The following is a 23,523-nucleotide window of genomic DNA, read 5'->3' on the forward strand; positions in this document are numbered from 1 at the left end:
GAACCGGGCTTAATGTCATGAAAGTTCGTTCTCTCGGCGACGCCGAAATCGAAAAGGCCCTCATCTCCCCCGCTTCCGTCTTCGACGAGCCTTTCGAAGTGGTTGAAACCAGGGCGCTCGCCAAGTTGATGAAGATCGAAATTCTCAAGCGCTGGGAGCTCGACGCGCGCGCCCTGCAACGTGCGACGGAGGAAAACATGACTGGCGGCGAGCCGCCGCCCCTCGACGCCGTCAACGCCGCGCTCGCGATTCTCGATCCCGAGGGCAAGGCGATGGCGGATTTCGAAAAAGCGCCGACCAAGCTCTGATTTTCCCGTCGCGCCGCCGCTTGCGTTAGGCCCGCGTTTCTCCCAGATATCAGTTGAGACATTTGCGCCCGCGCCGCTTTCGGGCGGGCGCTTCCATGGGCTATTGGACCAAAATGCGCGACCCTTACGACATTCTCGGAGTCACCAAAACGGCGAGTGCGGCCGACATCAAGAAGGCCTATCGTTCGCTCGCGAAAAAATACCATCCCGACCGCAACAAGGACGACGCGAAAGCCAAGGAGCGTTTCGCGGAGATCAACACGGCCTATGAAATCGTCGGCGACGAAAAGAAAAAGGCCCAGTATGACCGCGGCGAGATCGGTCCCGACGGCAAGCCGCGCGGCTTCGAAGGCTTCGGCGCGGGGCCAGGGGGATTCACGCGCGGCTGGCGCACCGCCGGCGGCGCGCCGGGCGGCGAGCAGCATTTCGAGTTCAATTTCGGGGGCGGACCCGGCGGCGGCGGTTTCGATCCGAGCGACCTTTTCGCCGATCTCTTCGGCGGGCGCCGCCGCGCCCAGGCGGCGCCCACGCGCGGCGACGACGTGGTCGCGACGGCGACTGTGCCGCTCGAAACCGTCGCCAAGGGCGGCTCGGCTCGCGTCATCCTGCCCTCCGGCCGCACGCTGGAGGTGAAGATCCCGGCCGGCGTCGAGGAGGGTCAGCAGATCCGCCTGCGCGGCCAGGGCCAGCCGGGCCTGCGCGGCGGCGAGCCCGGCGACGCGCTGGTCGCCGTGAGAGTCGCGGCGCATCCCTATTTCAGGGTTGAGGGGCGCGATCTGCGCGTCGAGCTGCCCGTGACGGTGTACGAGGCGGCGCTCGGCGCCAAGGTGCAGACGCCCACCCTCGACGGCAAGGTGGAGCTGGCCGTGCCGCCGGGCTCCAACGGCGGCCGCACGCTGCGCCTGCGCGGCAAGGGCCTGCCGGCGACGGAAGGCAAGCCGGCCGGCGACCTTTATGTGTCGCTCAAGATCATGCTGCCCGAGGACCCCGACGCCGATTTCCAGGCGAAGATGCGGGAGCTGCGGGACCGGCATGGCTACGATCCGCGGCGGAAGATGGGGTGACGGCCCCGCAAACTTGACCCGCGCCCGTTTCCGGGCGACTTGAGGGCCAACGTCCAACGGAGCCGCGACGAGAGCCATGACCGACGCCGTCGAAACCCGCCTGCCCGATCCCGTTTCCGCCGAGCCCGCGCCGCGCAAAAAAACCTGCGCCGTCCGCATCGGCGAGGGGCCGGGCGCCGTGATGGTCGGCGGCGGCGCGCCCATCGTCGTGCAAAGCATGACCAACACCGACACGGCGGACGTCGATTCGACCGTCGCGCAGGTGACGGCGCTGGCGCAGGCGGGTTCGGAGATCGTCCGCATCACCGTCGACCGCGACGAGGCGGCGGCGGCCGTGCCGCATATTCGCGAGAAGCTCGACAGGAAGGGAATCAACGCCCCTCTCGTCGGCGACTTCCATTACATCGGCCACAAGCTGCTGGCGGATCATCCGGCCTGCGCCGAGGCGCTCGCCAAATACCGCATCAATCCGGGCAATGTCGGCTTCAAGGACAAGAAGGACCGCCAGTTCGCGGCCATTGTCGAACTTGCCGCGAAGCACGACAAGGCGGTGCGCATCGGCGCCAATTGGGGCTCGCTCGACCAGGAGCTGCTGACGCATCTCATGGACATCAACGCGGCCTCCGACCGCCCGATCGACGCCCGCGCCGTGACGCGCGAGGCGCTGGCGCGCTCGGCGCTGCTCTCCGCCGCACGCGCCGAGGAGATCGGCCTCAAGAAGGACCGCATCGTCATCTCGGCGAAAGTCTCCGCGGTGCAGGACCTCATCGCCGTCTATCGCATGCTCGCGCAGCGCAGCGATTACGCCCTGCATCTCGGCCTGACGGAAGCCGGCATGGGCACCAAGGGCGTCGTCGCCTCGGCCTCGGCGCTCGGCGTGCTGCTGCAGGACGGCGTCGGCGACACGATCCGCGTCTCGCTCACCCCGGAGCCCGGCGGCGACCGGACGCAGGAAGTGCGGGTCGCGCAGGAAATCCTGCAGACCATGGGCTTTCGCACCTTCGTGCCCCTCGTCGCCGCCTGCCCCGGCTGCGGCCGCACCACCTCGACCGTGTTCCAGGAGCTCGCCCGCGACATTCAGGAGCATATTCGCGAGCGCATGGCCGTGTGGCGGGCTCAATATCCGGGCGTCGAGACGCTCAATGTCGCGGTGATGGGCTGCATCGTGAACGGCCCCGGCGAATCGAAGCACGCCGATATCGGCATTTCGCTGCCCGGCACGGGCGAGACCCCGGCCGCGCCGGTCTTCATCGACGGCAAGAAGGCGATGACGCTGCGCGGCGAGGGCATCGCGGAAGAATTCACCCGCATCGTCGACGAATATATCGCGCGCCGCTATGGCGGCGTGAAGGAAGGCGCGGCGGCGGAGTAATCTCCGCGAGCAATGCTGTCGATGAGGGCCGCGATCGCCCCCCTCGCCCCGCTTGCACCCGTTTCACGGGGAGAGGGAACTCGCCGCCGTCCGCAAATCGCGCCAGGCGGCCGGTTTCAGCGCCGCTTGCTTGAGCATGGAATCGAGACTGCTGAACACATAAGCGCGCGCCGTGCACACGCCGCATTCGACATCGAACGACCTTCCCCGCAGCTTCGCCACGGATTCGTTCGTCGCGAGCAGCGCCCGCGCCGGGGCCTCGCCGAAGAGCAGCAGAACCTGCGGCCGCGCCAATTCGACGTGGCGTCGCGCGAAGGGCGCGAAGACGGCGAGCTGCTGCGGCGTCATCGACATGACGCCGGGCGGCCGCCAGGGCGAGACGTAAGCCAGATAGGCGCTCTCGCGAGAGCGCCCGATCGCCTTCAGCATGTTGTCGAGAAGCCGCGCCTGTTCGCCGCTGAAGGCTTCGCCCGTCGATTCTTCGACCGCGCCCGGCGCGCCGTCCAAAACCATGAGCGGGGCGCCGGGGGTTCCGGCGCCGAACAGGAAATGCTGCGCCATCTCGCGGAAGGGCGCATGCGGGAAGTTCGCGAGCCCTGCGGCGAGGTCTTCGAGCGTAGCGGCCCCCGCCGCCGCTTCTTCCGCCGCCCGCGCGGCGTCGTCCGGCGCGGCGATAATGGGCGCGGGGCGCGGACGCGGCGCCGGCTCAAGCTCCGGCGGCGGCGCGCGGGGAGCGAGCGGCGACGCCGCGACAGGCGCCTCCACGGGCTTGAGACTTTCCGCGTAGCGATCATGCGGCGCCTCGTCGAGCGCGAGATCGACGCCGCTCTCGACATACCAGTCGAGGAGCGCGAGGAGCGCGGCGCGCGTTTCGGGCGGGTGAGCGAGGGTCATCTCAGGCGAGTTTAGCCCAACCCTTCGACCGCGTCATGGCCGGGCTCGTCCGAGTCATGGCGCGGGACGCTACTGAACGCCGTAAGTCACGCACAGGCGGCGCCGCGTGGATGCCCGGCACAAGTCCGGGCATGACGGCTGTGGTAGGCGAAACGCCGCTCAGCAACAGCGAAACGCGCGCTCGCCGCCGGCGCCGAAGCGGACGTTCTCCCGTGCGCGGAAAAATTCCGCGCGCGACATGACGTTTCGATCCTCGTGCTTCGCGCGCATATGCGCGACATAGGCGTCATAATCGCCCTGCCCGACCATCAGGCGCGCGCCGTCGCGCAGCTTTGTCGCGAGCTTGGCGAGATCAAGCCGGAAGTTACGCTCCTGCGGGCAGCAATTCATCTTCGCTCTCCCGCGTGGTGACGACCTCGCTCGCGCGCGCGGCGCGGATGGATTTGATGGCGAAGCCGAGGATCGACAGGACCAGCACGATGTAGATCGCGCAGAGGCTTGCGTCGACATAGTCGTTGAAGATCACGCGATGCATTTCCTCCACCGTCTTGGCGGGAGCGAGCAATTCTCCCTTGTCGAGCGCCGCCGTGAATTTCCGCGCATGGGCGAGGAAGCCGATCTTCGGGTCGTCGTGGAAAATCTTCTCCAGCCCTGCCGTCATGGTGCAGACATAGAGCCATGTCGTCGGCGCGATCGCGACGAAGGCGTAGCGCTCGCGCTTCATGCGGAAGAGCACCACGGTGCAGAGCGTCAACGCCATGGCGGCGAGCATCTGATTGGCGATGCCGAACAAGGGCCAGAGCGTGTTGATGCCGCCGAGCGGATCGATCACGCCCTGATAGAGGAAATAGCCCCAGCCCGTGACGGCGATGGCGGTGGCGGCGAGATTCGGACCCCAGGCCTGCGTGTTGCGGAAGGCGGGGACGAATGTGCCGACGAGATCCTGAATCATGAAGCGCGCGACGCGCGTGCCGGCGTCGATCGTGGTGAGGATGAAGAGCGCCTCGAACAGGATGGCGAAGTGATACCAGAAGGACATGGCGGTCGCGCCGCCGATGACCTTGGAGAGAATATGCGCCATGCCGACGGCGAGCGTCGGCGCGCCGCCGGTGCGCGAGAGAATGGTCTTCTCGCCGACGTCCTGCGCGACGCCTGCGAGCGTCTCCGGCGTCACCGCGAAGCCCCATGCGGAGATCGCCGTCGCGGCGGCCTCCGGCGTCGCGCCGATGACGGCGGGCGCGCTGTTCATGGCGAAATAGACGCCGGGCTCGAGGCAGGTCGCGGCGATCAGCGCCATGATGGCCACAAAACTCTCCATCAGCATGGCGCCGTAGCCGATGAAGCGCGTCTGCGTCTCGTCCGCGATCATCTTCGGCGTCGTGCCGGAGGAGACGAGCGCATGGAAGCCCGACACGGCGCCGCAGGCGATGGTGATGAACAGGAAAGGGAAGACGCTTCCCGCGAAGACCGGCCCGGAGCCGTCGATGAAGCGGGAGACCGCCGGCATTTTGAGGTCGGGCCAGACGATGAAGATGCCCAGCGCGAGCGAGAGGATCGTGCCGATCTTGAGGAAGGTGGAAAGATAATCGCGCGGCGCGAGCAGCAGCCATACGGGGAGCACCGAGGCGACGAAGCCATAGGCGATGAGCATGAAGGCGAGCGTCTCGCCCTTATAGGCGAAGAGCGGCGCCAGCGTCGCGCTCTCCGCGACGTTGCGGCCGAAGGCGATGCTCGCGAGCAGGAGCGCGAAGCCGATGAGCGACATCTCGCCGATGCGGCCGGGGCGCAGATAGCGGCCATAGACGCCCATGAAAACCGCAATGGGCAAGGTGGCGAAGACGGTGAACGATCCCCACGGACTGTCGGCAAGCGCCTTCACGACCACGAGCGCGAGCACTGCGAGCAGGATAATCATGATGGAGAGAATGCCGACCATGGCGATGACGCCGGGAATATGGCCCATCTCGGTCTTGATGAGGTCGCCGAGCGAGCGTCCGTCGCGGCGCGTGGAGATAAAGAGGACGAGAAAATCCTGCACCGCGCCGGCGAAGATCACGCCGGCGAGCAGCCAGAGCGTGCCCGGGAGATAGCCCATCTGCGCGGCGAGCACGGGACCGACGAGCGGCCCGGCGCCGGCGATGGCCGCGAAATGATGGCCGAAGAGCACCCATTTGTCAGTGGGGACATAATCCAGCCCGTCATTGCGCCGATGCGCGGGCGTCCGCCGATTGGGGTCGAGGCCGAGCACTCTATCGGCGATGAAGCGCGAATAGAAGCGATAGCCGATGGCGTAGACGCCGACGGCGGCGGCGACGAGCCACATGGCGTTGACCGGCTCGCCCCGCGCGGTCGCGAGCGTGTAGAGCGCATAAAGGACGAGGACGAAGACGAGCGCCCACACGACGTAAGAAACGGGTCTGTGACGAGACGAAGCCGAAGACATTTCGCGCGCCCTGCGTGTTGATCCCCTCTCCCCGCTCGTGGGGAGAGGGCAGGAGAGGGGCGAAAGATTATCGGATAGGCTTGCACAAATTACCGGGGGCGCGAAGCAGCGTCTATAAGGAATGCAAGGTTTGCGGTCCGTATGATCGGAGCGCGAATCTTCAGATTCGGCGCATGGACGCGCGCCTGAAGGCGCGCGGTCCCTTCGCGCCGACGCTACGCCGCGGCCTCCGTCGCCATCGGCTCGTAATTGAGGATCGGCGCGAGCCAGCGTTCGACTTCCGTAACGGACATGCCCTTGCGGCGCGCATAATCCTCGACCTGATCGCGCTCAACCTTTGCGACCCCGAAATAATGCGCCTGCGGGTGGCCGATATAGAGGCCGCTCACCGACGCCGCCGGCGTCATGGCGAAGGATTCGGTGAGCGCGACGCCCGTGCGCTTCTCGACGCCGAGCAGATCGAACAGGGTCGCCTTCTCGGTGTGGTCGGGCTGCGCCGGATAGCCCGGCGCCGGGCGGATGCCGGCGTAAGGCTCGTTGATCAGCTCCTCCGGCGTGAACGACTCGCTGGCGCCATAGCCCCAGAATTCGCGGCGCACGCGCTCATGCATGCGCTCCGCGAAAGCTTCCGCGATGCGGTCGGCGAGCGCCTTCACCATGATGGAGCCGTAATCGTCATTGGCGCGCGCGTAGCGGGCGGAAATCTTCTCCTCCTCAGCGCCGGCCGTGACGACGAAGGCGCCGACATAATCCGCCTTGCCGCTCTCCTTCGGCGCGACGAAATCGGCAAGCGCGATATTCGCCTTGCCGTCGCGCTTGCCGAGCTGCTGACGCAGAGTGAAGAAAGTCGCGAGCTTCTCATTGCGCGACTCGCCCGTATAGAGCGCGATGTCGTCGCCCACGCTGTTCGCCGGCCAGAAGCCGATGACGGCCTTGGGCGTGAACCAGCGCTCTTCGACGATGCGTTTGAGCATGGCCTGCGCGTCGTCGAAGAGACGGCGCGCCGCCTCGCCTTTCTCGGGATCGTCGAGCAAAGCGGGATAACGGCCCTTGAACTCCCAGGTCTGGAAGAAGGGCGTCCAGTCGATATAGGGAACAAGCTCGGCGACGTCGTAGCTCGCAAAGGCGCGCGCGCCGGTGAAGCCCGGCTTGGTCGGCTCGTACGCCGCCCAGTCGATCTTGTAGGCGTTCTTGCGCGCCGCTTCGAGCGAGACCCGTTGCTTATCCGCCTGCGCGCGCGCATGCGCATCGGCGACGCGCTCATATTCGGCGCGGGTCTCGGCGATGTAGTCGCCGCGCGTTTTCTGCGAGACGAGCGCCTGCGCCACGCCCACGGCGCGGCTCGCATCCGTCACATAGACCGCCTGGCCGCGACGGTAGTTCGGATTGATCTTCACCGCCGTATGAACCCGGCTCGTCGTGGCGCCGCCAATGAGCAGCGGCGTGTCGAGCCCTTCCCGCTCAAGCTCGGAGGCCACGAAGCACATTTCGTCGAGGGAGGGCGTGATGAGGCCCGAAAGGCCGATAAGATCGACCTTCTCCTTCTTCGCCGTCTCGAGAATCTTCGCGCAAGGCGTCATGACGCCGAGATCGATGACCTCGAAGTTATTGCAGCCGAGCACCACGCCGACAATGTTCTTGCCGATGTCATGCACGTCGCCCTTCACGGTGGCGAGCAGAATCTTGCCCGCTGTCGAGCGCTCGCTCTTGTCCGCTTCCATGAAGGGCATGAGATAGGCGACGGCCTGTTTCATCACGCGGGCCGACTTGACGACCTGAGGCAGGAACATCTTGCCGGCGCCGAAAAGGTCGCCGACGACATTCATGCCGGCCATGAGCGGACCTTCGATGACGTCGAGCGGACGCGACGCCTTCCGGCGCGCTTCCTCGACGTCGATCTCGATATATTCGGTGACGCCGTTCACGAGCGCGTGTTCGAGACGTTTTTCGACGCTCGCCTCGCGCCACGCCGCATCCTTCTCCTGCGACTTCGCCGCGCCGCCCTTGAACTTCTCGGCCGCCTCGACGAGGCGCTCGGTCGAATCCTTGCGGCGGTTCAGCACCACGTCTTCGCAAAGCTCACGCAGCTCCGGGTCGATCTCCGCATAGACCGCGAGCTGACCGGCGTTGACGATGCCCATATCCATGCCCGCCTGAATGGCGTGGTAGAGGAAGACGGAATGCATCGCCTCGCGCACAGGCTCATTGCCGCGGAAGGAGAAGGAGAGGTTCGACACGCCGCCCGATACATGGGCGTAAGGCAGATCGCGCTTGATGACGCGCGTCGCCTCGATGAAATCGACGCCGTAGTTCTCGTGCTCCTCGATGCCCGTCGCGACGGCGAAGATGTTGGGGTCGAAGATGATGTCCTGCGGGGGAAAGCCCACGATCTCGGTGAGAATCTTGTAAGCGCGCGCGCAGATTTCCGTCTTGCGCGCCAGCGTATCCGCCTGGCCGGTTTCGTCAAAGGCCATGACGACGACGGCCGCGCCGTAACGACGCACTTTCTTCGCCTCTGCGATGAACTTCTCCTCGCCTTCCTTCAGCGAGATGGAGTTCACGACGCCCTTGCCCTGAATGCATTTCAGGCCCGCCTCGATCACGTCGAATTTCGACGAGTCCACCATCACCGGCACGCGGGCAATGTCCGGCTCCGCCGCGAGCATGTTCAGAAAGTCGATCATGGCCTGACGCGAGTCGAGCAGGCCCTCGTCCATATTGACGTCGATGACCTGCGCGCCGTTCGCCACCTGATCGCGCGCGACGTCGAGCGCCGCGGCGTAATCGCCATTGGTGATGAGCTTGCGGAACTTCGCCGAGCCGGTGACATTCGTGCGCTCGCCGACATTCACGAAGGGAATGTCCTTCGTGAGGGCGAAAGGTTCGAGGCCCGAGAGGCGCAGCATGGGCTCGATCTTCGGCACGGCGCGGGGCTTCATGCCCTTCACCTTCTGCGCGATGGCGCCGATATGGTCGGGCGTCGTGCCGCAGCAGCCGCCGAGGACGTTGACGAGGCCGGCCGAGGCGAATTCGCCGACGAGCTCCGCCATATATTCCGGGCTCTCGTCATAGAGGCCGAATTCATTGGGAAGGCCGGCATTGGGGAAGGCGCAGACGCGCGTGTCCGCGACGCGGCCGATCTCGGCGATATGCTGACGCATTTCGCGGGCCCCGAGCGCGCAGTTGAAGCCGATCGAAAAAGGCCGGGCGTGGGCGAGCGAATTCCAGAAGGCGACCGAGGTCTGGCCGCTGAGCGTCCTCCCCGAAAGATCGGTGATCGTGCCTGAGATCATGATCGGGAAGCGCGCGCCGACCTCTTCGAAAGCGTCTTCGAGCGCATAGATCGCCGCCTTCGCGTTCAGCGTATCGAAGATCGTCTCGACAAGCATGATGTCGGCGCCGCCCGCGATGAGGCCGAGCGCCTGCTCTTTGTAGGCTGTGCGCAGCTCGTCGAATGAGACGGCGCGGAACCCCGGATTGGAGACGTCGGGCGAGATCGAAGCCGTGCGGTTCGTCGGCCCCATGGAGCCGGCCACGAAACGGCGCAGGCCGGTCGCGGCGGCGACTTCGTCGGCCGCTTCGCGCGCGAGCTTCGCGCCTTCGCGGTTGAGTTCGAAGACGATGGATTCGAGGCCGTAATCCGCCTGCGCGATCGTCGTCGCGCTGAAAGTGTTGGTCTCGATGATGTCGGCGCCGGCTTCGAGATACTGCTTGTGGATCGCCTTGATCGCTTGCGGCTGCGTGAGGATCAGCAGGTCGTTATCGCCCTTGAGATCCTTCGCGTGATTCGCAAAGCGCGCCCCGCGGAAGTCGGCTTCCTCGAATTTGTGGCGCTGGATCATCGTGCCCATGGCGCCGTCGAGGATGAGGATGCGGCTCGCCGCCGCTTCTTCGAGCGCCTTGAGAATGCTGGAGCCGTGATTCTTGTCGAAGGTCATGCGTCTACTTTCTCGCGAACGGGACGAACGCCGAGGAGATGGCAAATGGCGAAGACCATGTCGGCGCGGTTGTTGGTGTAGAAATGAAAGTCCTCGACGCCGGCGCGGGCGAGGCCCATGGCCTGCTCGACGACGGTCGTCGCGGCGACGAGGGCGCGCGTTTCGGGGTCTTGGTCGAGCCCATCGAAACGCTCGGCGACCCAGCGGGGAACGCTCGCGCCCGCCTTTGTCGCAAAATTCGCCACCTGCCTGAAATTGCGGATCGGCATGACGCCCGGCACGATCGGAATTTTGATTCCGCGCGCGCGCGCCTTGTCCAGGAAGCGGAAATAGATGTCGTTGTCGAAGAAGAATTGCGTGATGGCGCGCGTCGCGCCCGCGTCGATCTTCGCCTCCAGCGCGTCGAGATCCTGTTCGATCGAGGCGCTTTCGGGATGACCCTCCGGATAGGTCGAGACGGAGATCTCGAAATCATGCAGGCGCCGAATGCCGCGCACGAGTTCGGAGGAACTGGCGTAGCCTTCGGGATTCGCCTCGAACGTCGTTCCGACGCCGGACGGCGGATCGCCGCGCAGGGCGACGATATGGCGAACGCCCGCCGACCAGTAGCCGTGCAGAATCTCGTCGATCTCGGCTTTCGACGAGGAGACGCAGGTCAGATGCGCGGCGGGCTTCATATGCGTTTCGCGCGCGATGCGCGCGACGATGGCGTGGGTGCGCTCGCGCGTCGAACCGCCTGCGCCATAGGTGACGGAGACGAAATGCGGCCTGAGCGCTTCGAGCCGCTTCACCGACGCCCAAAGCTGCGCCTCCATCTCCGGCGTCTTCGGCGGAAAGAACTCGTAGGAAATGTTAAACCGCTTACCGGAAGCGGTCGGATGCAGCGCGTTGAACATCAGGCGGTCTCGTAGGAAGAGGCGGGGATCGGGTCGGCGATGAGGCGCGGGTCGCGCGCGAGCCACAGCGAGACGGTTAGCTTGGCGCCTTCCCTGGCGTCGGGCGCGAGTTCGCGATGGAGGATCGTCTCCAATCCCGCCTGCGCCAGGAGGCCCGTGACTTCCTCCTCCGAGAAGCCGAGGCGACGGTGGGCGTGCTTGTCGCGCAGCGCTTCTTCGTGGTGAGGCGCGAAATCGACGACGAGCAGACGGCCGCCCGGCGCCAGAACGCGCGCGGCGTCGCGAATGGCGCGGGCCGGATCGTCGAGATAATGCAGCACCTGATGCATGATCGCGAGATCGACGGAATTGCGCTCGATGGGAAGCGCGTAAATGTCGCCCTGGCGCAGTTGAACGTTGCGCAGGCCGGTCTCCTCCAGCCGACCGCGCGCGACGGCGAGCATGGCGGTCGAAAGATCGACGCCGACGGCGCGCTCGGCCTGCGGCGCGAAAAGTTCCAGCATGCGGCCGGCGCCCGTGCCGATGTCGAGCACGCAACGCGCGGGCGCCGGGCCAACGGCCTTGCGCATCGCTTCTTCGACGAGCGCCTCGGGGACATGCAGGGAGCGTATGTCGTCCCATTCCGCCGCATGGGCGGCGAAGTAGCGGGCGGCGTTCTCGGCGCGCGCATGTCGTACTTCGTCCAGGCGCGCCTGATCCTCGGCGAGAACGGGATCGTGAGGGTCGAGCCAGTCGGCGATGTCGCGCGCAAGGGCGCTCGCCGGGCCCGCAGGCGCGAGGCGGAAAAAGGCCCAGGCGCCCTCGCGGCGGCGCTCGACCAGACCGGCCTCGACCAGGAGCTTCAAATGGCGCGAAACGCGCGGCTGTGACTGGCCCAGAATGGCGACGACCTCGCTGACGGTCAGCTCGGATTGGGAGAGCAGCGCGAGAAGCCGCAGACGCGTCTCCTCTCCGGCGGCGTTGAGCGCCGCCAGCGCCGGCTCGAGCCTGAGGGGATTTGGGGCGGTCATTTAGCCTCGCACGCGAGATATAAAGATATCTATATGCGTTGATCGTCAGGGACGCAAGCGGCAAATGACTGCGCGCGCCTGCGGCGTCGCGCTCAAACTTGCCGCTTGACGAAATTGAGAATCAGGCGCAACCTTTTGAAACATCGCAACCGTCTCCGGCCAGAGGAGGCGGGATCGCTCGGGCGGGACCTCGATGCGAAGGCGATATAGGATGCGCCGCGGAGACCCCTGCCGTTTGGCGCCGCCGAACAATTTGGTTGCGAGAGGAGCATGACGCCACCGGGTCAGATCGTTTGACCGGCGTTTCGTTCCGGTCAGATCGGGAAGTCAGGCTCAGCGCTGCCTGATCAGCCCGAACCCTCCATAGCCTCAATGACCAGGGACCGCCCGCCGCGAAGGCCAAGCAGCGGGCGCCTTTCATAGACTGGACCATCCCAGAGCGCTTCTCCGCGAAGAGAAGCTTTTGGCCCCGGGCGCAACAGGCGACGGGGCCTTTCACTGTTTCACGCGCCTGTCCGCTCTTTGCCGCTTCGCTCCTTTACCTATGCTGTGCGCTCCTTGCGGACGATCCGATGAAGCCGGGGCCCGACCGGATCGCTTCGTCGCTTGCGCGTCGCGCCCGTGACGGGACTTGCAAACAAATTGGCCGCCCGAAGGCGGCTCAGACTGCCGATAAATCGGGGCCGACGCCCATCTTGCTTTGAGACGCCTGCGATCCCGGGCTTGCCCAAGATGGATCGTTAAATGCGCGAATTGGGCAGGCCCCAACCGGCGCAGGTCCTTAGCATGGGAGTTCCTTCTTCTTCTCCCAAACAATTAGGCTTCGTCCCAAGGAGCGTGCGAAGCTCGCGTCTCGAAGGACGAGCCGCCCCCGGAGGCTCGCCAGCAAACCGGGCCGCCCTGGAGGCGGCCGTCCCGTTTGTGAAGGCCGCCGCCTTAGGCCGGCGCCTTTTCCTCTTCGGAGGCCACGACCTGCAGGAAGGTCTCGGCCGCCTCGCGGCGCTCGAAGACGTGGGGCTGCAGACCGCGCTTGGCCATGGCTTCCTTCATCTTCATGCGAGCGAAGGCCGACGTCGCGTAGCGCGTGGTCGTCAGATAATAATGCTGGCTCAGATATTCGATCATCTCGGCATAGTCGTCATAAAGCGCCTCAGCGATCCGCGCGCCGTCGTGATTGACGACGGAGTTCACGCGCTTGCCGACCTTCTGGCAGGCGGCGACCAGCGCGTCGCGCATTTCCTCTACGTCCTTCTTGGTGCGCGCGTTCCAGCCCTCCAGATTGAGAAAGAGGATGTTGCGCGCCGGATCGTAGCTGATGCGCTGGTCAAGATTGAGATTCAGCAGATCGTTGATCAGCCCCATCGGCTCGTCGATGAAGATGCGCCTGTCCATCAACTCCGGCTCGTTGATGATCGGCTTGAAGTCCATGAAGGGCAGAATGTGCTTGTCGATGTCAATGCCCGGCGCGACCTCGACCAGCTCCAGCCCGTTCTCCTTGAGCTGGAAGACGCAGCGCTCGGTCACGTAATAGACCGGCTGCTTGCGCTTCTGGGCGAATTTGCCGGAGAAGGTCGTCTGCTCGACGGAATTGAGGAACTTCTTGTTCCGGCCTTCCTGGAGAATGTGGACCTTGCCGTCCGCGATCTCGACGCGCAGCCCGCCATTGGTGAAGGTGCCGGCGAAGACGACGAGGCGGGCGTTCTGGCTGATATTGATGAAACCGCCGCAGCCGTTCAGACGGCCGCCGAATTTCGACGTGTTGACATTGCCCTGCAGGTCGCATTCGGCCATGCCGAGGCAGGTCATGTCGAGACCGCCCCCGTCATAGAAGTCGAATTGCTGGTTCTGCTGGATGATGCTGTCGGCGTTGGTCGCGGCGCCGAAGCTGGACCCCGAGGCGAGCACGCCGCCGATCGCGCCGGCTTCCGTCGTCAGCGTGATATAGGGCGTGAGCTTTTCTTCATTCGCGACGGCGGCGATGCCTTCCGGCGCGCCGACGCCGAGGTTGACGACGCCGTTCGGCGGCAGCTCGAAGGAGGCGCGCCGCGCGATGACCTTGCGCTCGTCAAGCGGCATTTTCGCGAGCTTTTCGACCGGCACGCGGACTTCGCCCGCGAGCGCGGCGTTGTACATGACGCCGTAATTCATGCGGTGCATTTCGGGCTGGTCGGCGACGACGACGGCCGAGACCAGAATGCCCGGGACATGCACGTCCTTCGGCTTGATCGAGCCCTGCTCGACGATGCGCTCGACCTGCGCGATGACGAGGCCGCCATTATTATGGGCGGCCATGGCCTGGGCGAGATTGTCGAGGACCAGCGCCTCCTTCTCCATCGAGATATTGCCCGACGGATCGGCGGAGGTGCCCCGGATGAAGGCCACGTCGATCTTGGTGGCGATATAGAAGAGCCACTCCTCGCCCTGAATATTGTGATATTTGACGATGTCCTCGGTCGTGACCTCGTTCACCTTGCCGCCGCCGAAGCGCGGATCGACGTAAGTGTAGAGGCCGACCTTGGAGAAAAGGCCGGGCTGGCCCGAGGCGCAGGCGCGGTAGAGCTGCGAGATGACGCCCTGCGGCAGGTTGTAGCCGAGGATCTTGTTCTCCTGGGCCGCCTGGGCGACCTTCGGCATGCGGCCGAAATTGGCGGCGATGACGCGCTTCAGCAGGCCTTCGTGATGGAAGCGGCCCGTGCCGAGGCCCTTGGAGTCGCCGGCGCCGGCGGTCATGATGAGGGTGAGGTCGCGCGGATGCTGCGTCTCGACGAAGCGCTTCTCCAGCGCGGCGTGGAGCGCTTCGGGAATGCAGCTCTGGACGAAGCCCGTCGTGGTGACGACGTCGTTGTCGCGAATGAGCGCGATCGCCTCGTCGGCGCTGATGACCTTGTTATTCGCCATGTCCCCAGATGTCCCCTCAACTCCGCTCTTTTTCGCGTGGGCGCGTCTTCGCGCAGCCGCCAGGCGGTCTTCTTGCTTAAATGACAGGCGCAAGCGTAGTGACCGCAGCCTGTTTGCGCAATAGCGACGATGCCGCAGGAATTTCCGTATCGGGCGATAGAGAAGCCAGCGGCAATCCCCCGCTTTTGCGGCCGCGTCAGTCGCCGCGATAGACGCAGCCCTCGAAGCAGCTGTCCCGGAAAACGCCCACCTCGGCGAGCCCCGGCAGGGTGGGGGCGAGGTCGCGCCAGATATAGACGCAGAGATTTTCCAGCGTCGGTTTGCCGAGCCCTTCCAGATCGTTGAGGAAGGAATGGTCGAGCTTCTCCCGCAGCTCCGCGAGGCGCCGGCCGAGCTTGCCGAGATCGATCACCCACTGCTCCTCCGGGCGCCGCTCGCCGCGCAGCGTCACGCGCACGCGAAAGGAGTGTCCGTGCAGATTGCGGTATTTGCCGCCATCCTTCGCCTCGGGGTCGTAAAGGGCGTGCGCCGCCTCGAAATAGAACTCGCGGTAAACCTCGAACGTCGCCACTTCTTTATTTCACCCCGATCATTTTGTGCGTCTGGACCGACAGCCGCCAGCGCGGATGGGCGAGGCAGTAATCGACCGCGGCCCTCGTATTGCGCAGAATCTCCGGCCCGTCCATGGGCTGGAGCAGGAAATGCGCGAAGTCGAGCCCCTCATATCGCGCCGGGTCGGCGCCCTCCTGCGGATAGACGAGCTTCAATTCGTCGCCCCTTGTCTGGACGAGCGGCGCGCCCGCCTTGGGGGAGACGCAGATCCAGTCGAGCTCCGGCGTGGCGGGCAGGGTTCCATTGGTCTCGACCGCGATCTCGAAACCTTCGGCATGGAGCGCTGCGACCAGCGCCGCGTCGATTTGAAGCATCGGTTCGCCGCCGGTGAGCACGGCGAAGCGTCCCTCCCGGCCTCCGCTCCAGAGCGCCGCAAGATGGGCGGCAAGCGACTCGGCTGCCGCGAACCTGCCCCCGCCTTCGCCGTCCGTCCCTACAAAATCCGTGTCGCAAAAGCGGCATTGCGCGCCGGCGCGGTCCTGTTCGCGCCCGCTCCAGAGATTGCAGCCCGCGAAACGACAGAAGACCGCGGCGCGACCCATATGGCGGCCCTCGCCCTGCAGCGTCTTGAAGGCTTCCTTGACAGAATAGGCCATCCGCCGGCTTTCCGTTCGATGTTAGAGCGCGCCGCGCCGGGCTGCCGTCCCTCCAGGCGGGCGCTGGTCTGCAACTTGCGTGCGGTCCGGGACCTTTATCGTCCGAAGGCGACTTTGATGGCTTTCACCTTCATCTGCCGCACCGAGGCCATGAGCGAAGGGGGCATGGGCCTCTTTCAGGCCGGCAAGAAAAGCGTGCTCCTCGTCTGGCCGGCGGGCGGCGATCTCAAGGCCTATCGCGGCCGCTGCCCGCATGCGGATATGCCACTGACCGACGCGACCTTCAACGGGAAGACCGTCACCTGCCCGCATCACCAATGGGGCTTCGACTGCGCGAGCGGGAAATGCGTGACGCATGCGGTCCGCAACGCGCTCCACCCTTACCCGCTGCGCATCGAAGGCGAGGAAATTCAGGTCGACCTCGGACCGGCCAGGACCCGCGCATCCGCCTGACCGCCGCCCCGACCGCTCACCCGTTCTTAGGCAGTTCCTGGTCCTTGCCGTCGGGCTCGCCCGGCGCCTGCGGACGCGGATCGAGGCTGCGGATATAGGTCGTGATGTCGTCGATCTCCTTGCGCGACAGATGCATGTCCGGCATCGGCGGATGCGGGTCGACGAGGAAATTGGCGATCTGTTTCCTGTCGGGGCGGCGGCGGGCGATGTCGGAGAAAGAGGGCGCGTCCGCGACGGCGGTCGTCTGGTCCTTTGCGACGACATGGCAGCTCGCGCACCAGCGCTTCGCGATGACGGCGCCGCTTTTCGCGTCTCCGGCGTTGGCGGGCGCGGCAAGGAGCGCGGCGGCGGCAAGGCCGAGAAAAGCGACAACGCGTGAAGATGAAGCCATGCGTCTTTCCTTTTTTGCGCGGGTCTTTTGAGCTGCGATTCGTCCCCCTCGCGCCGGGCGCGATGTAAGCACATCTCGCCTGACAAGAGAATCCGCGGACGGGTTATCGCGCTGCGGCGTTTGCGGCGAAATTCGGCGCCGCCCGCGGCCGTTTTACGGCTTGCCGACAGGCTTGGCTCTCACCGGCTGATGCAATTTTGCAACAGTGGTTGTGCCCTTGTTGCAACAGTGCCGAAGATAAGGGTTAACGGGCCCGAACGGCGCTCAGAAGCCTCTTTTCAGCCATGAAAGCTGAGATAAGGTCCTTTTGTCACTTGCTCATCCTGGATGCGGGACGACACCCGAGGCGGCGACTCGCCCCGCGGGCGCGCTTTCCTATTTTTCCCGCTGGCAAGGATGTCCGCAAGGCCGTTAGTCGCGTACGCCGCCGGTTTGCAGGCGCGCTGGGTCGAGGAAGTCGGATTGATTATGGTCGGAACTGCGCAAAACGACGTGTTCTCCGCCGCATCGCAAAAGGCCAAGCGAGCAGGGTTACCGGCCGGCCTCTTCCTGGCGAGCTTCGCCATGCTTGTGACCGCCTTCGTCGACCCCGCGCCGGCGCTCGACGCGCCGCCCGCGCGCGCGCCGGAGACGACGCCGCTTCCCATGTTCAAGAATCCGCGCGCGGCCCTTCGCGCCGGATTGGAGAGCTACCACGCCGGCGACGCCGCGACCTCCGTGGCCGCGCTGCGCTACGCCGCCGACGGCGGCGAGCCGCTTGCGCAGTGGAAGCTCGGCCGCATGTACGCCGACGGCGACGGCGTCGCCCGCGACGACGCCAAGGCCTACGACTATTTCTCGAAGATCGTCGACCACTTCGCCGAGGAGGAGCCCGATCCGCGCGAGCGCTCCATGGCGGCGAACGCTTTCGTGGCGGTGGGCGTCTATCTGCGCGACGGCCTCTCTTCCGCAAAGATCGAGCCGGATCTTGGCCGCGCCTTCGATCTCTTTCGCTATGCCGCGACTTACTTCCGCAACGCGGACGCGCAATACAACCTCGCGCGCATGTATCTCGACGGCCAGGGCGTGAAGAAGGACATGCGACAGAGCGTCAACTGGCTGGAGCTCGCCGCGCGCAAGGGCCATCCGCAGGCGCAGGCCGTGCTCGGCCGGCTGATGTTCGACGGGCAGGCCGGCGGCGCGAGCCAGAAGGCGCGCGGCCTGATGTATCTGACGCTCGCCCGCGACGCCGTCGCCGGCGGGGGGGCGAACGAACAGTGGATCATTGACAGCCACGCCAAGGCGCTCGCAAGCGCGAGCGAGGGCGACCGTAAGGCCGCCGTCGCGCTGCTCGAAGACTATCTGCGCGAGCGCAACTGACGCCGGCTCACTCCGCAGGCGCGGCGGCGCCCCTGAATTTCACCGGGACCAGCAGGCGGCGCAGGCCGTCCGGCCCGGGGGGCGGGAAACGGCCGGCGCGTATATTGACCTGTATCGACGGCAAAAGCAGGCGTGGCGCAACGAGCGCCTTGTCGCGGCTTTGCCGCAGAGCCACGAATTCCTCCTCGGAAACGCCCTCGCGGATCTGGACGTTGTTTTTCCGCTCCTCGCCGACTGTCGTCTCCCAGAGATAGACGCTCCGGCCGGGCGCCTTGTAATCGTGGCACATGAAAAGCCTCGTCTGCGGCGGCAGGTCGAGAAGCCGGCGGATCGAGCGGTAAAGCGCGCGCGCGTCGCCGCCGGGGAAGTCGGCGCGGGCCGTGCCGTAATCCGGCATGAAGAGCGTGTCTCCGACAAAGACGTTGTCGCCGATCTTATAGGAGACGCAGGCCGGCGTATGGCCGGGCGTGTAGAGGACTTCCACCTCCAGCTCGCCCAGCGGAAAGCGCTCGCCGTCCTTGAAGAGGCGGTCGAAGTCGCGACCCTGCGGCGCAATGTCCTCGGCAAGGAAGACCGGCCGGAAAATGTCCTGCACCGTTGTGATGCGCTCGCCAATGCCGACGCTCGCGCCGGTCGCGGCCTTTACGACCGGCGCGGCGGAAAGATGATCGGCATGGGCGTGGGTCTCCAGCGCCCATTCGACCGTGAGCCCTTCGTCCCGCGCGACAGCGAGAACCGCGTCGATCGAACGCGAGTCGGCGACGCCGCCGCCGGGTTCATAGTCCAGCACGGGGTCGATGACCGCCGCTTTTTTCGTCGCGGGATCGGAGACGAGATAGGTGACGGTGAAGGTGGCTTCGTCGAAAAAGCCCCGAATGCTCGGCTGCGACATGTTTTTCTCCTCGTCGCGCTCTTGTCTGACGCAAGACATATGCGATATTTCTAAATAAGCAATATCTAATATTGCTCGCCGCGCGAGAATGCGGCCCATTCCTCATCTAACGCGGAGAGCCGATGCTTGCGCCCCTGACGATGAAACTCGCCGCCGGGACGATTTCCGGCGTCATGGTCGGCTTTTCGCTCGGCCTGATCGGCGGCGGAGGCTCGGTGCTCTCCGTGCCGCTTCTCGTCTATTTCGTCGGCGTGCCGGAGCCGCATGTCGCGATCGGCACAAGTTCGGTCGCGGTCGCGGCCAATGCGCTTTTCAATCTCGCAAATCACGCCCGCGCCGGCACGATCAAATGGCGCTGCGCTTCGGTCTTCGCGCTTTTCGGCGTGATCGGCGCCTATGGCGGCTCGACGCTCGGCAAGGCGATGAACGGCGAGAAGCTGCTGGCGCTCTTCGGGCTCCTGATGCTCGTCGTCGGCGCGCTGATGTTTAAAAGCCGCAGCGGCGAGGGCTATCCTCAGGTGCGGCTCAACCGTGAGAATTTTCCGCGCCTCGCCGCCACGGGCCTAGCGGCCGGCGCGCTGTCGGGCTTTTTCGGCATTGGCGGGGGCTTTCTGATCGTGCCGGGGCTGATGTTCGCGGCCGACCTGCCGATCGTCAATGCGATCGGCTCGTCGCTCGTCTCGGTCTCGGCCTTCGGCGTGACGACGGCCGCAAACTACGCTTTTTCGGACCTCGTCGACTGGCCGCTCGCCGCGACCATTCTCGGCGGCGGGGTGATCGGCGGGCTGATCGGGGCGGCGACGGGACGGCGCCTGTCGGCGGAGCGCGGCGCGCTGGCGGCGGTCTTCGCCGGGATCGTCGCGGCGACAGGGCTTTATGTGATCTGGCGGGCCATTCGCGCTCTCATCTGATCACACGAGCTCCGCGCAGACCGGCACGTGATCCGAGGGCTTGTCGCCCGCGCGCGCTTCCTTGACGATCTCGACGCGCGAGAGCCGGTCCGCGGCTTGCGGCGAGAGCAGCAGATGATCGATGCGGATGCCCTTGTTCTTCTGCCAGGCGCCCGCCTGATAATCCCAGAAGGTGTACAGGCCCGCATCGTCCGTGACGGCGCGCAGCGCGTCCGTGTAGCCGAGATTGAGCAGGCGCCGCCAAGCCGCGCGGCTTTGCGGCAGAAAAAGCGCGTCGGACGCCCAGGCGGCGGGGTCGTGCGCGTCGCGCGGCTCCGGGATGATGTTGTAATCGCCCGCGAGCACGGTCGCCTCCTCGAGTTTCAGAAGCGCCCGGGCGCGCGCCGTCAGCGCCTCCATGAATCTCACCTTATAGGCGTATTTCGGCGTATCCGGGGGATTGCCGTTCGGGCAATAGACCGAGGCGACCCGCAGCGCGCCTCCATCGCCGTCGGAGATCACCGCCTCGATGTAACGGGACTGGCCCTCATGGTCGAAGCCGGGCAGGCCCACGGTGGATTCATCGATCGGCGATTTCGAGAGAATGGCGACGCCGTTGAAGGTCTTCTGCCCATGGAGAACGACGTTGTAGCCTGCGTCCTCCGCCTCCATGCGCGGAAAGGCGCCCTCCTCGCATTTGAGCTCCTGGAGGCAAAGAATGTCCGGGCTCGTCTCCCTCAAAAACGCCAGCAGCGGCGCAAGCCGCTGCCTCACGGAATTCACGTTCCAGGTGGCGATGCGCAACAGAACCCCCAGAAGGGGCTTTCGCGCCCCTTGACTCAATCCAGCCGGTAGGCGGCGTGACAGGCGTTGCAGGCTTGCACGACTTGCCCGAGCTCCGCAAGCGCCGGACGCAGATCGCCGCCCTGCTTCGCCTTGCTTGCTTCCTCCGCGAATTTCGTCGCCTGCGCATGCATCGCCATGCCGAACGCGCGCATCTCCTCCGGCATGTGGCTCGCCATCATCTTCGGCATGTCGCCGAGCTCGCCGGACGTTGCGTTGGGCTTGCAGGCGGCGGAGCCGGGCGACCCCATACCGAGCCGGGTTTCCGCGATCCTCGCGGCTTCCGAGCCGTCGCCCTTCGAAAGCGCGGCGAGGATTTCGGCGACGGCCTGCTGGTGGCCGCGCATATTGGTCAGCATCATCGCCTTCATGGGATCCGGCAAATCGACCTCGATGCGCGTATCCTTCGGCATCTTCGACATCATCTGCATATGGTCGTGATGGTCTTCGGCGAGCGCCGCGGCGCCGCTGAGCGAGAAAGCGCCAATCGCAATCATAAATTTCCACATCATCCGTCTCCCCGTTGCACGCGTTTACTTTAACGCAGGTCTGGAGCGCGGCTCGCCGAAACGGGAACCCGTTTTTCGCACGGCGTGCTCATGCTTGGACTCGATCACGTCTAAAGGCGGCGTGATCCAGGCGCCTTTCGCCCCGAACCGTCACGGCTTCGGGAGGTTGAGAACCTGCCCGCGCTTCAGCCTCTTCCTGCGAAAGCCGGGATTGGCGGCGTCGATGTCGCGTGAGCGACGCGCGTCGCCATAGAGTTTCTTCGCGACGCTTTTCAGCGTGTCGCCGCGCTGGACCGCATAGGTCCGCGGAGGCGCGGCCGCCACGGGCGGCGGGGCGGCGACCGCCGTCTCCTTGGGCGGGGAAGGCCGCGTCTCCTCCTTCGGCGCCGCGCCCGGCTCGATCACGTCGAACCGCCCGCGGATCATCCCCATCCAGCAGCTCCACGGAACGATCCCGGCCTGCTGCGGCGTGAACTCGATCGTCTGCCGACCCAGCTTCAAGTCGAATTCGAGATTGAGAGATGGCGCGACGATGCGCTTGTTGCATTCCGTCACCTCGGTTGCGTTGATCTTCCATTTGACCGGCACGCCCTTGATCAGCGTGAAACGCGACGGGGCGTAGCCGAGCGCGTTCGCCTCCATCTCGATGGTCTGCGTCGCCGGCGCGATCCGTGGCGCGGAAGGGGGCGGCGCGCCCGGCCGCAGCCGCTCGACCACCGAGCCGAGATCGTAGCCCCAGCCCGTGAGGATGAGGCCGCGATTGATCATCACCGCGCCAAGCGCGACGACGATCACCCCGGACGCCTTGAGCAGGCGGTGCGTCAGCGCGCTGGAGAGCATCGAAGCGATGGCGCCGAAAGCCAGCATGACGGGGAGCGTGCCGAGGCCGAAGGCGAAAAGCGTCTTCGCGCCTTCGACGGCGCTGCCCGTGCCCGCGGCCATGACATACATTGTCTGCAACGGACCGCAGGCGATCATCAGCCCGTTGAGCAGGCCGATGACCAAGGGTCGATGGCGGCCGTTCGCCTCCTTATAGACCCAGCGCTCCAGCGGCGCCGGCAGGCCCAGGCGAAAACGGCGCAGGGGCGCGAAAAGCCCCAGCATGTTGAGTCCGAAGACGATGAGAAAAAGCCCCGCGGCCATGCCGGCCGCGCCGCGCAGCAGCGGCGTGAAGGCGATCGCCTCGCCAAGCGCGCCGAAAAGGGCGCCGATGGCGGTATAGGAGAGCGTCTTGCCGGCGCCGAAGGCGAGATGAGACGGGAGCGCGCTTCGGCCCGCATTGGCGTCCGCCGCCGCATAGCTCGCCACGAATGGGCCGCACATGCCAATGCAATGAAAGCCGGTGACGAATCCCAGCGCGAAGATGAGCCAGAGGCTCATATGCTGCGCGATATCCGGCGCGCCGGCGGCGCTGATCCAGCGCGTGTCGACGAGGATGAGCGCTGAAAGGGCCGCAAGCGCGGCGGCGGCGAGCGTGAAGCGCTGCGCGAAGGAGCGCGCGCGCGGCTCGCCTGCCGCCACCCGATAGCCCATTTGTTCGACGCTCGCGCGAATGGCGTCAAGGCCGATCCGCCCCGGATCATAGTCGACGGTAACGGTCTCGGTCGGATAATCCGCGGAGACGACCCGCACACCCTCGAGCCTTCGCAGGCTCGCCTCTATGATCCGCTCGCACCCGTGGCAATGCATGCCATGGGCGCGAAAGGTGATCGTGTCGCTCATGACCTACGCCCGCCGCGGCGCCGATCCGCGCCCTTATTTGCCGAGGGTGTTGAAGCCGAGCAGCTTGTAGGCCGGGCAGAAATTGATGAAGGCCGTCGCCAGCGGCGCGAGCCCGATGAAGCCCCAAGGGGTCTGCGGCCCCACAAAGGCGAGGCTCAGGAGAAAAAGCCCCGCGGCGATGCGGATCATTTTGTCGGTCTTGCCAACATTGGCTTCCATGACGGCGCTCCCTTGATGATTTGCGTCGCCCGAGTTTGCGTCCTGAACCTATCACGCTCAGCGACTTTGTCGCGCAAAACGCCTGCGGCGCCTCGTCGCGCGTCACACGCCGTCGTGATCGTCGTCGCCATCGAGCTCCAGCCACATGGCGTTGAGAATGCCGAAGGCGCAGGCGAGCCCCAGTCCCAATATCCAGGAAAAATACCACATGCCG

Annotated in this window: 22 protein-coding genes; 6 read left to right on the forward strand and 16 right to left on the reverse strand. The window is 65.7% G+C overall.

Translation table 11 applies throughout. The features are described from left to right. Nucleotides 1-17: 17 nt before the first annotated feature. The 3 genes from ACNHKD_RS01745 (at nt 18) to ispG (ending at nt 2,744) form a co-directional block, all read left to right on the forward strand. Entirely contained in the window at nt 18-308 is a 291-nt protein-coding gene (locus tag ACNHKD_RS01745) for a hypothetical protein (RefSeq protein WP_442755413.1), read from the forward strand. A 113-nt stretch (nt 309-421) separates the two neighbouring features. Then, nucleotides 422-1,372, forward strand: coding sequence for a DnaJ C-terminal domain-containing protein (locus ACNHKD_RS01750; protein WP_442756811.1), 951 nt, complete (start codon nt 422-424; stop codon nt 1,370-1,372). 76 nt (nt 1,373-1,448) lie between these two features. Continuing rightward, nucleotides 1,449-2,744, forward strand: a complete 1,296-nt coding sequence (ispG, locus tag ACNHKD_RS01755) for a flavodoxin-dependent (E)-4-hydroxy-3-methylbut-2-enyl-diphosphate synthase (RefSeq protein WP_442755414.1) — start codon at nt 1,449-1,451, stop codon at nt 2,742-2,744. Nucleotides 2,745-2,807: 63 nt separating this feature from the next. On the opposite strand, the gene ACNHKD_RS01760 is transcribed toward ispG, so the two are convergent. The 9 genes from ACNHKD_RS01760 to queE form a co-directional block, all read right to left on the reverse strand. Then, nucleotides 2,808-3,638, reverse strand: coding sequence for a uracil-DNA glycosylase (locus ACNHKD_RS01760; protein WP_442755415.1), 831 nt, complete (start codon nt 3,636-3,638; stop codon nt 2,808-2,810). Between the two features lie 159 nt (nt 3,639-3,797). Next, the gene (locus tag ACNHKD_RS01765; RefSeq protein ID WP_442755416.1) at nt 3,798-4,028 is read right to left on the reverse strand and encodes a YbdD/YjiX family protein; all 231 of its coding nucleotides are present in this window, start codon (nt 4,026-4,028) and stop codon (nt 3,798-3,800) included. Beyond that, entirely contained in the window at nt 4,003-6,081 is a 2,079-nt protein-coding gene (locus ACNHKD_RS01770) for a carbon starvation CstA family protein (RefSeq protein ID WP_442755417.1), read from the reverse strand. The genes ACNHKD_RS01765 and ACNHKD_RS01770 overlap by 26 nt, the downstream gene beginning before the upstream one ends. Before the next feature lie 215 nt (nt 6,082-6,296). Next, complete coding sequence (gene metH, locus ACNHKD_RS01775; protein ID WP_442755418.1) at nt 6,297-10,019, reverse strand: methionine synthase; 3,723 nt, start codon at nt 10,017-10,019, stop codon at nt 6,297-6,299. Continuing rightward, entirely contained in the window at nt 10,016-10,915 is a 900-nt protein-coding gene (metF, locus tag ACNHKD_RS01780; protein WP_442755419.1) for a methylenetetrahydrofolate reductase [NAD(P)H], read from the reverse strand. Before metF ends, metH begins: the two co-directional genes overlap by 4 nt. After that, complete coding sequence (locus ACNHKD_RS01785) at nt 10,915-11,925, reverse strand: ArsR/SmtB family transcription factor (protein WP_442755420.1); 1,011 nt, start codon at nt 11,923-11,925, stop codon at nt 10,915-10,917. The genes metF and ACNHKD_RS01785 overlap by 1 nt, the downstream gene beginning before the upstream one ends. 936 nt (nt 11,926-12,861) lie before the next feature. Further along, the gene (locus ACNHKD_RS01790; protein WP_442755421.1) at nt 12,862-14,823 is read right to left on the reverse strand and encodes an acyl CoA:acetate/3-ketoacid CoA transferase; all 1,962 of its coding nucleotides are present in this window, start codon (nt 14,821-14,823) and stop codon (nt 12,862-12,864) included. A gap of 196 nt (nt 14,824-15,019) precedes the next feature. Beyond that, nucleotides 15,020-15,394 (reverse strand): 6-pyruvoyl trahydropterin synthase family protein, encoded by a 375-nt coding sequence (locus ACNHKD_RS01795; protein ID WP_442755422.1) that lies wholly within the window; start codon nt 15,392-15,394, stop codon nt 15,020-15,022. A 4-nt stretch (nt 15,395-15,398) separates the two neighbouring features. Next, a complete protein-coding gene (gene queE, locus ACNHKD_RS01800) occupies nt 15,399-16,031 on the reverse strand; it encodes a 7-carboxy-7-deazaguanine synthase (protein WP_442755423.1) in 633 nt (210 codons plus the stop codon). A gap of 117 nt (nt 16,032-16,148) precedes the next feature. On the opposite strand from queE, the gene ACNHKD_RS01805 reads away from it, so the two are divergent. Next, nucleotides 16,149-16,484 carry a Rieske (2Fe-2S) protein gene (locus ACNHKD_RS01805; protein ID WP_442755424.1) on the forward strand — a complete coding sequence of 112 codons (336 nt, stop codon included), beginning with the start codon at nt 16,149-16,151 and terminating at the stop codon, nt 16,482-16,484. A 16-nt stretch (nt 16,485-16,500) separates the two neighbouring features. On the opposite strand, the gene ACNHKD_RS01810 is transcribed toward ACNHKD_RS01805, so the two are convergent. Then, nucleotides 16,501-16,875 carry a c-type cytochrome gene (locus ACNHKD_RS01810; protein ID WP_442755425.1) on the reverse strand — a complete coding sequence of 125 codons (375 nt, stop codon included), beginning with the start codon at nt 16,873-16,875 and terminating at the stop codon, nt 16,501-16,503. 468 nt (nt 16,876-17,343) lie between these two features. Between ACNHKD_RS01810 and ACNHKD_RS01815 the strand changes: the two genes are divergently transcribed. Further along, nucleotides 17,344-18,234 (forward strand): tetratricopeptide repeat protein, encoded by an 891-nt coding sequence (locus tag ACNHKD_RS01815; protein WP_442755426.1) that lies wholly within the window; start codon nt 17,344-17,346, stop codon nt 18,232-18,234. 7 nt (nt 18,235-18,241) lie between these two features. Here ACNHKD_RS01815 and ACNHKD_RS01820 read toward each other — a convergent pair whose 3' ends face one another. Next, nucleotides 18,242-19,126 (reverse strand): MBL fold metallo-hydrolase, encoded by an 885-nt coding sequence (locus ACNHKD_RS01820; protein WP_442755427.1) that lies wholly within the window; start codon nt 19,124-19,126, stop codon nt 18,242-18,244. A gap of 122 nt (nt 19,127-19,248) precedes the next feature. Between ACNHKD_RS01820 and ACNHKD_RS01825 the strand changes: the two genes are divergently transcribed. Then, the gene (locus tag ACNHKD_RS01825; RefSeq protein WP_442755428.1) at nt 19,249-20,037 is read left to right on the forward strand and encodes a sulfite exporter TauE/SafE family protein; all 789 of its coding nucleotides are present in this window, start codon (nt 19,249-19,251) and stop codon (nt 20,035-20,037) included. On the opposite strand, the gene xth is transcribed toward ACNHKD_RS01825, so the two are convergent. From xth to cydX, 5 genes are all read right to left on the reverse strand, one after another. After that, entirely contained in the window at nt 20,038-20,820 is a 783-nt protein-coding gene (xth, locus tag ACNHKD_RS01830; protein ID WP_442755429.1) for an exodeoxyribonuclease III, read from the reverse strand. Nucleotides 20,821-20,855: 35 nt separating this feature from the next. After that, a complete protein-coding gene (locus tag ACNHKD_RS01835) occupies nt 20,856-21,371 on the reverse strand; it encodes a hypothetical protein (RefSeq protein WP_442755430.1) in 516 nt (171 codons plus the stop codon). A 147-nt stretch (nt 21,372-21,518) separates the two neighbouring features. Then, nucleotides 21,519-23,090, reverse strand: a complete 1,572-nt coding sequence (locus ACNHKD_RS01840) for an urease accessory protein UreH domain-containing protein (protein ID WP_442755431.1) — start codon at nt 23,088-23,090, stop codon at nt 21,519-21,521. A gap of 33 nt (nt 23,091-23,123) precedes the next feature. Continuing rightward, a complete protein-coding gene (locus ACNHKD_RS01845; protein WP_442755432.1) occupies nt 23,124-23,309 on the reverse strand; it encodes a YgaP family membrane protein in 186 nt (61 codons plus the stop codon). 102 nt (nt 23,310-23,411) lie between these two features. Next, nucleotides 23,412-23,519, reverse strand: a complete 108-nt coding sequence (gene cydX, locus ACNHKD_RS01850) for a cytochrome bd-I oxidase subunit CydX (RefSeq protein WP_442755433.1) — start codon at nt 23,517-23,519, stop codon at nt 23,412-23,414. Nucleotides 23,520-23,523 lie beyond the last annotated feature (4 nt).

It is taken from the genome of Methylocystis sp. JAN1 (assembly GCF_052186135.1).
Taxonomy (GTDB): domain Bacteria; phylum Pseudomonadota; class Alphaproteobacteria; order Rhizobiales; family Beijerinckiaceae; genus Methylocystis.

What these genes read in the sequence shown, in the direction of transcription:
- cydX (WP_442755433.1), bottom strand. Translation starts at nt 23,519, where the DNA reads ATGTGGTATTTTTCCTGGATATTGGGACTGGGGCTCGCCTGCGCCTTC.
- metF (WP_442755419.1), bottom strand. Translation starts at nt 10,915, where the DNA reads ATGTTCAACGCGCTGCATCCGACCGCTTCCGGTAAGCGGTTTAACATT.
- ACNHKD_RS01790 (WP_442755421.1), bottom strand. Translation starts at nt 14,823, where the DNA reads ATGGCGAATAACAAGGTCATCAGCGCCGACGAGGCGATCGCGCTCATT.
- ACNHKD_RS01845 (WP_442755432.1), bottom strand. Translation starts at nt 23,309, where the DNA reads ATGGAAGCCAATGTTGGCAAGACCGACAAAATGATCCGCATCGCCGCG.
- ACNHKD_RS01820 (WP_442755427.1), bottom strand. Translation starts at nt 19,126, where the DNA reads ATGTCGCAGCCGAGCATTCGGGGCTTTTTCGACGAAGCCACCTTCACC.
- ispG (WP_442755414.1), top strand. Translation starts at nt 1,449, where the DNA reads ATGACCGACGCCGTCGAAACCCGCCTGCCCGATCCCGTTTCCGCCGAG.
- ACNHKD_RS01785 (WP_442755420.1), bottom strand. Translation starts at nt 11,925, where the DNA reads ATGACCGCCCCAAATCCCCTCAGGCTCGAGCCGGCGCTGGCGGCGCTC.
- ACNHKD_RS01760 (WP_442755415.1), bottom strand. Translation starts at nt 3,638, where the DNA reads ATGACCCTCGCTCACCCGCCCGAAACGCGCGCCGCGCTCCTCGCGCTC.
- ACNHKD_RS01825 (WP_442755428.1), top strand. Translation starts at nt 19,249, where the DNA reads ATGCTTGCGCCCCTGACGATGAAACTCGCCGCCGGGACGATTTCCGGC.
- ACNHKD_RS01770 (WP_442755417.1), bottom strand. Translation starts at nt 6,081, where the DNA reads ATGTCTTCGGCTTCGTCTCGTCACAGACCCGTTTCTTACGTCGTGTGG.
- ACNHKD_RS01745 (WP_442755413.1), top strand. Translation starts at nt 18, where the DNA reads ATGAAAGTTCGTTCTCTCGGCGACGCCGAAATCGAAAAGGCCCTCATC.
- metH (WP_442755418.1), bottom strand. Translation starts at nt 10,019, where the DNA reads ATGACCTTCGACAAGAATCACGGCTCCAGCATTCTCAAGGCGCTCGAA.
- ACNHKD_RS01815 (WP_442755426.1), top strand. Translation starts at nt 17,344, where the DNA reads ATGGTCGGAACTGCGCAAAACGACGTGTTCTCCGCCGCATCGCAAAAG.
- ACNHKD_RS01805 (WP_442755424.1), top strand. Translation starts at nt 16,149, where the DNA reads ATGGCTTTCACCTTCATCTGCCGCACCGAGGCCATGAGCGAAGGGGGC.
- ACNHKD_RS01840 (WP_442755431.1), bottom strand. Translation starts at nt 23,090, where the DNA reads ATGAGCGACACGATCACCTTTCGCGCCCATGGCATGCATTGCCACGGG.
- ACNHKD_RS01835 (WP_442755430.1), bottom strand. Translation starts at nt 21,371, where the DNA reads ATGATGTGGAAATTTATGATTGCGATTGGCGCTTTCTCGCTCAGCGGC.
- queE (WP_442755423.1), bottom strand. Translation starts at nt 16,031, where the DNA reads ATGGCCTATTCTGTCAAGGAAGCCTTCAAGACGCTGCAGGGCGAGGGC.
- ACNHKD_RS01765 (WP_442755416.1), bottom strand. Translation starts at nt 4,028, where the DNA reads ATGAATTGCTGCCCGCAGGAGCGTAACTTCCGGCTTGATCTCGCCAAG.
- ACNHKD_RS01750 (WP_442756811.1), top strand. Translation starts at nt 422, where the DNA reads ATGCGCGACCCTTACGACATTCTCGGAGTCACCAAAACGGCGAGTGCG.
- ACNHKD_RS01810 (WP_442755425.1), bottom strand. Translation starts at nt 16,875, where the DNA reads ATGGCTTCATCTTCACGCGTTGTCGCTTTTCTCGGCCTTGCCGCCGCC.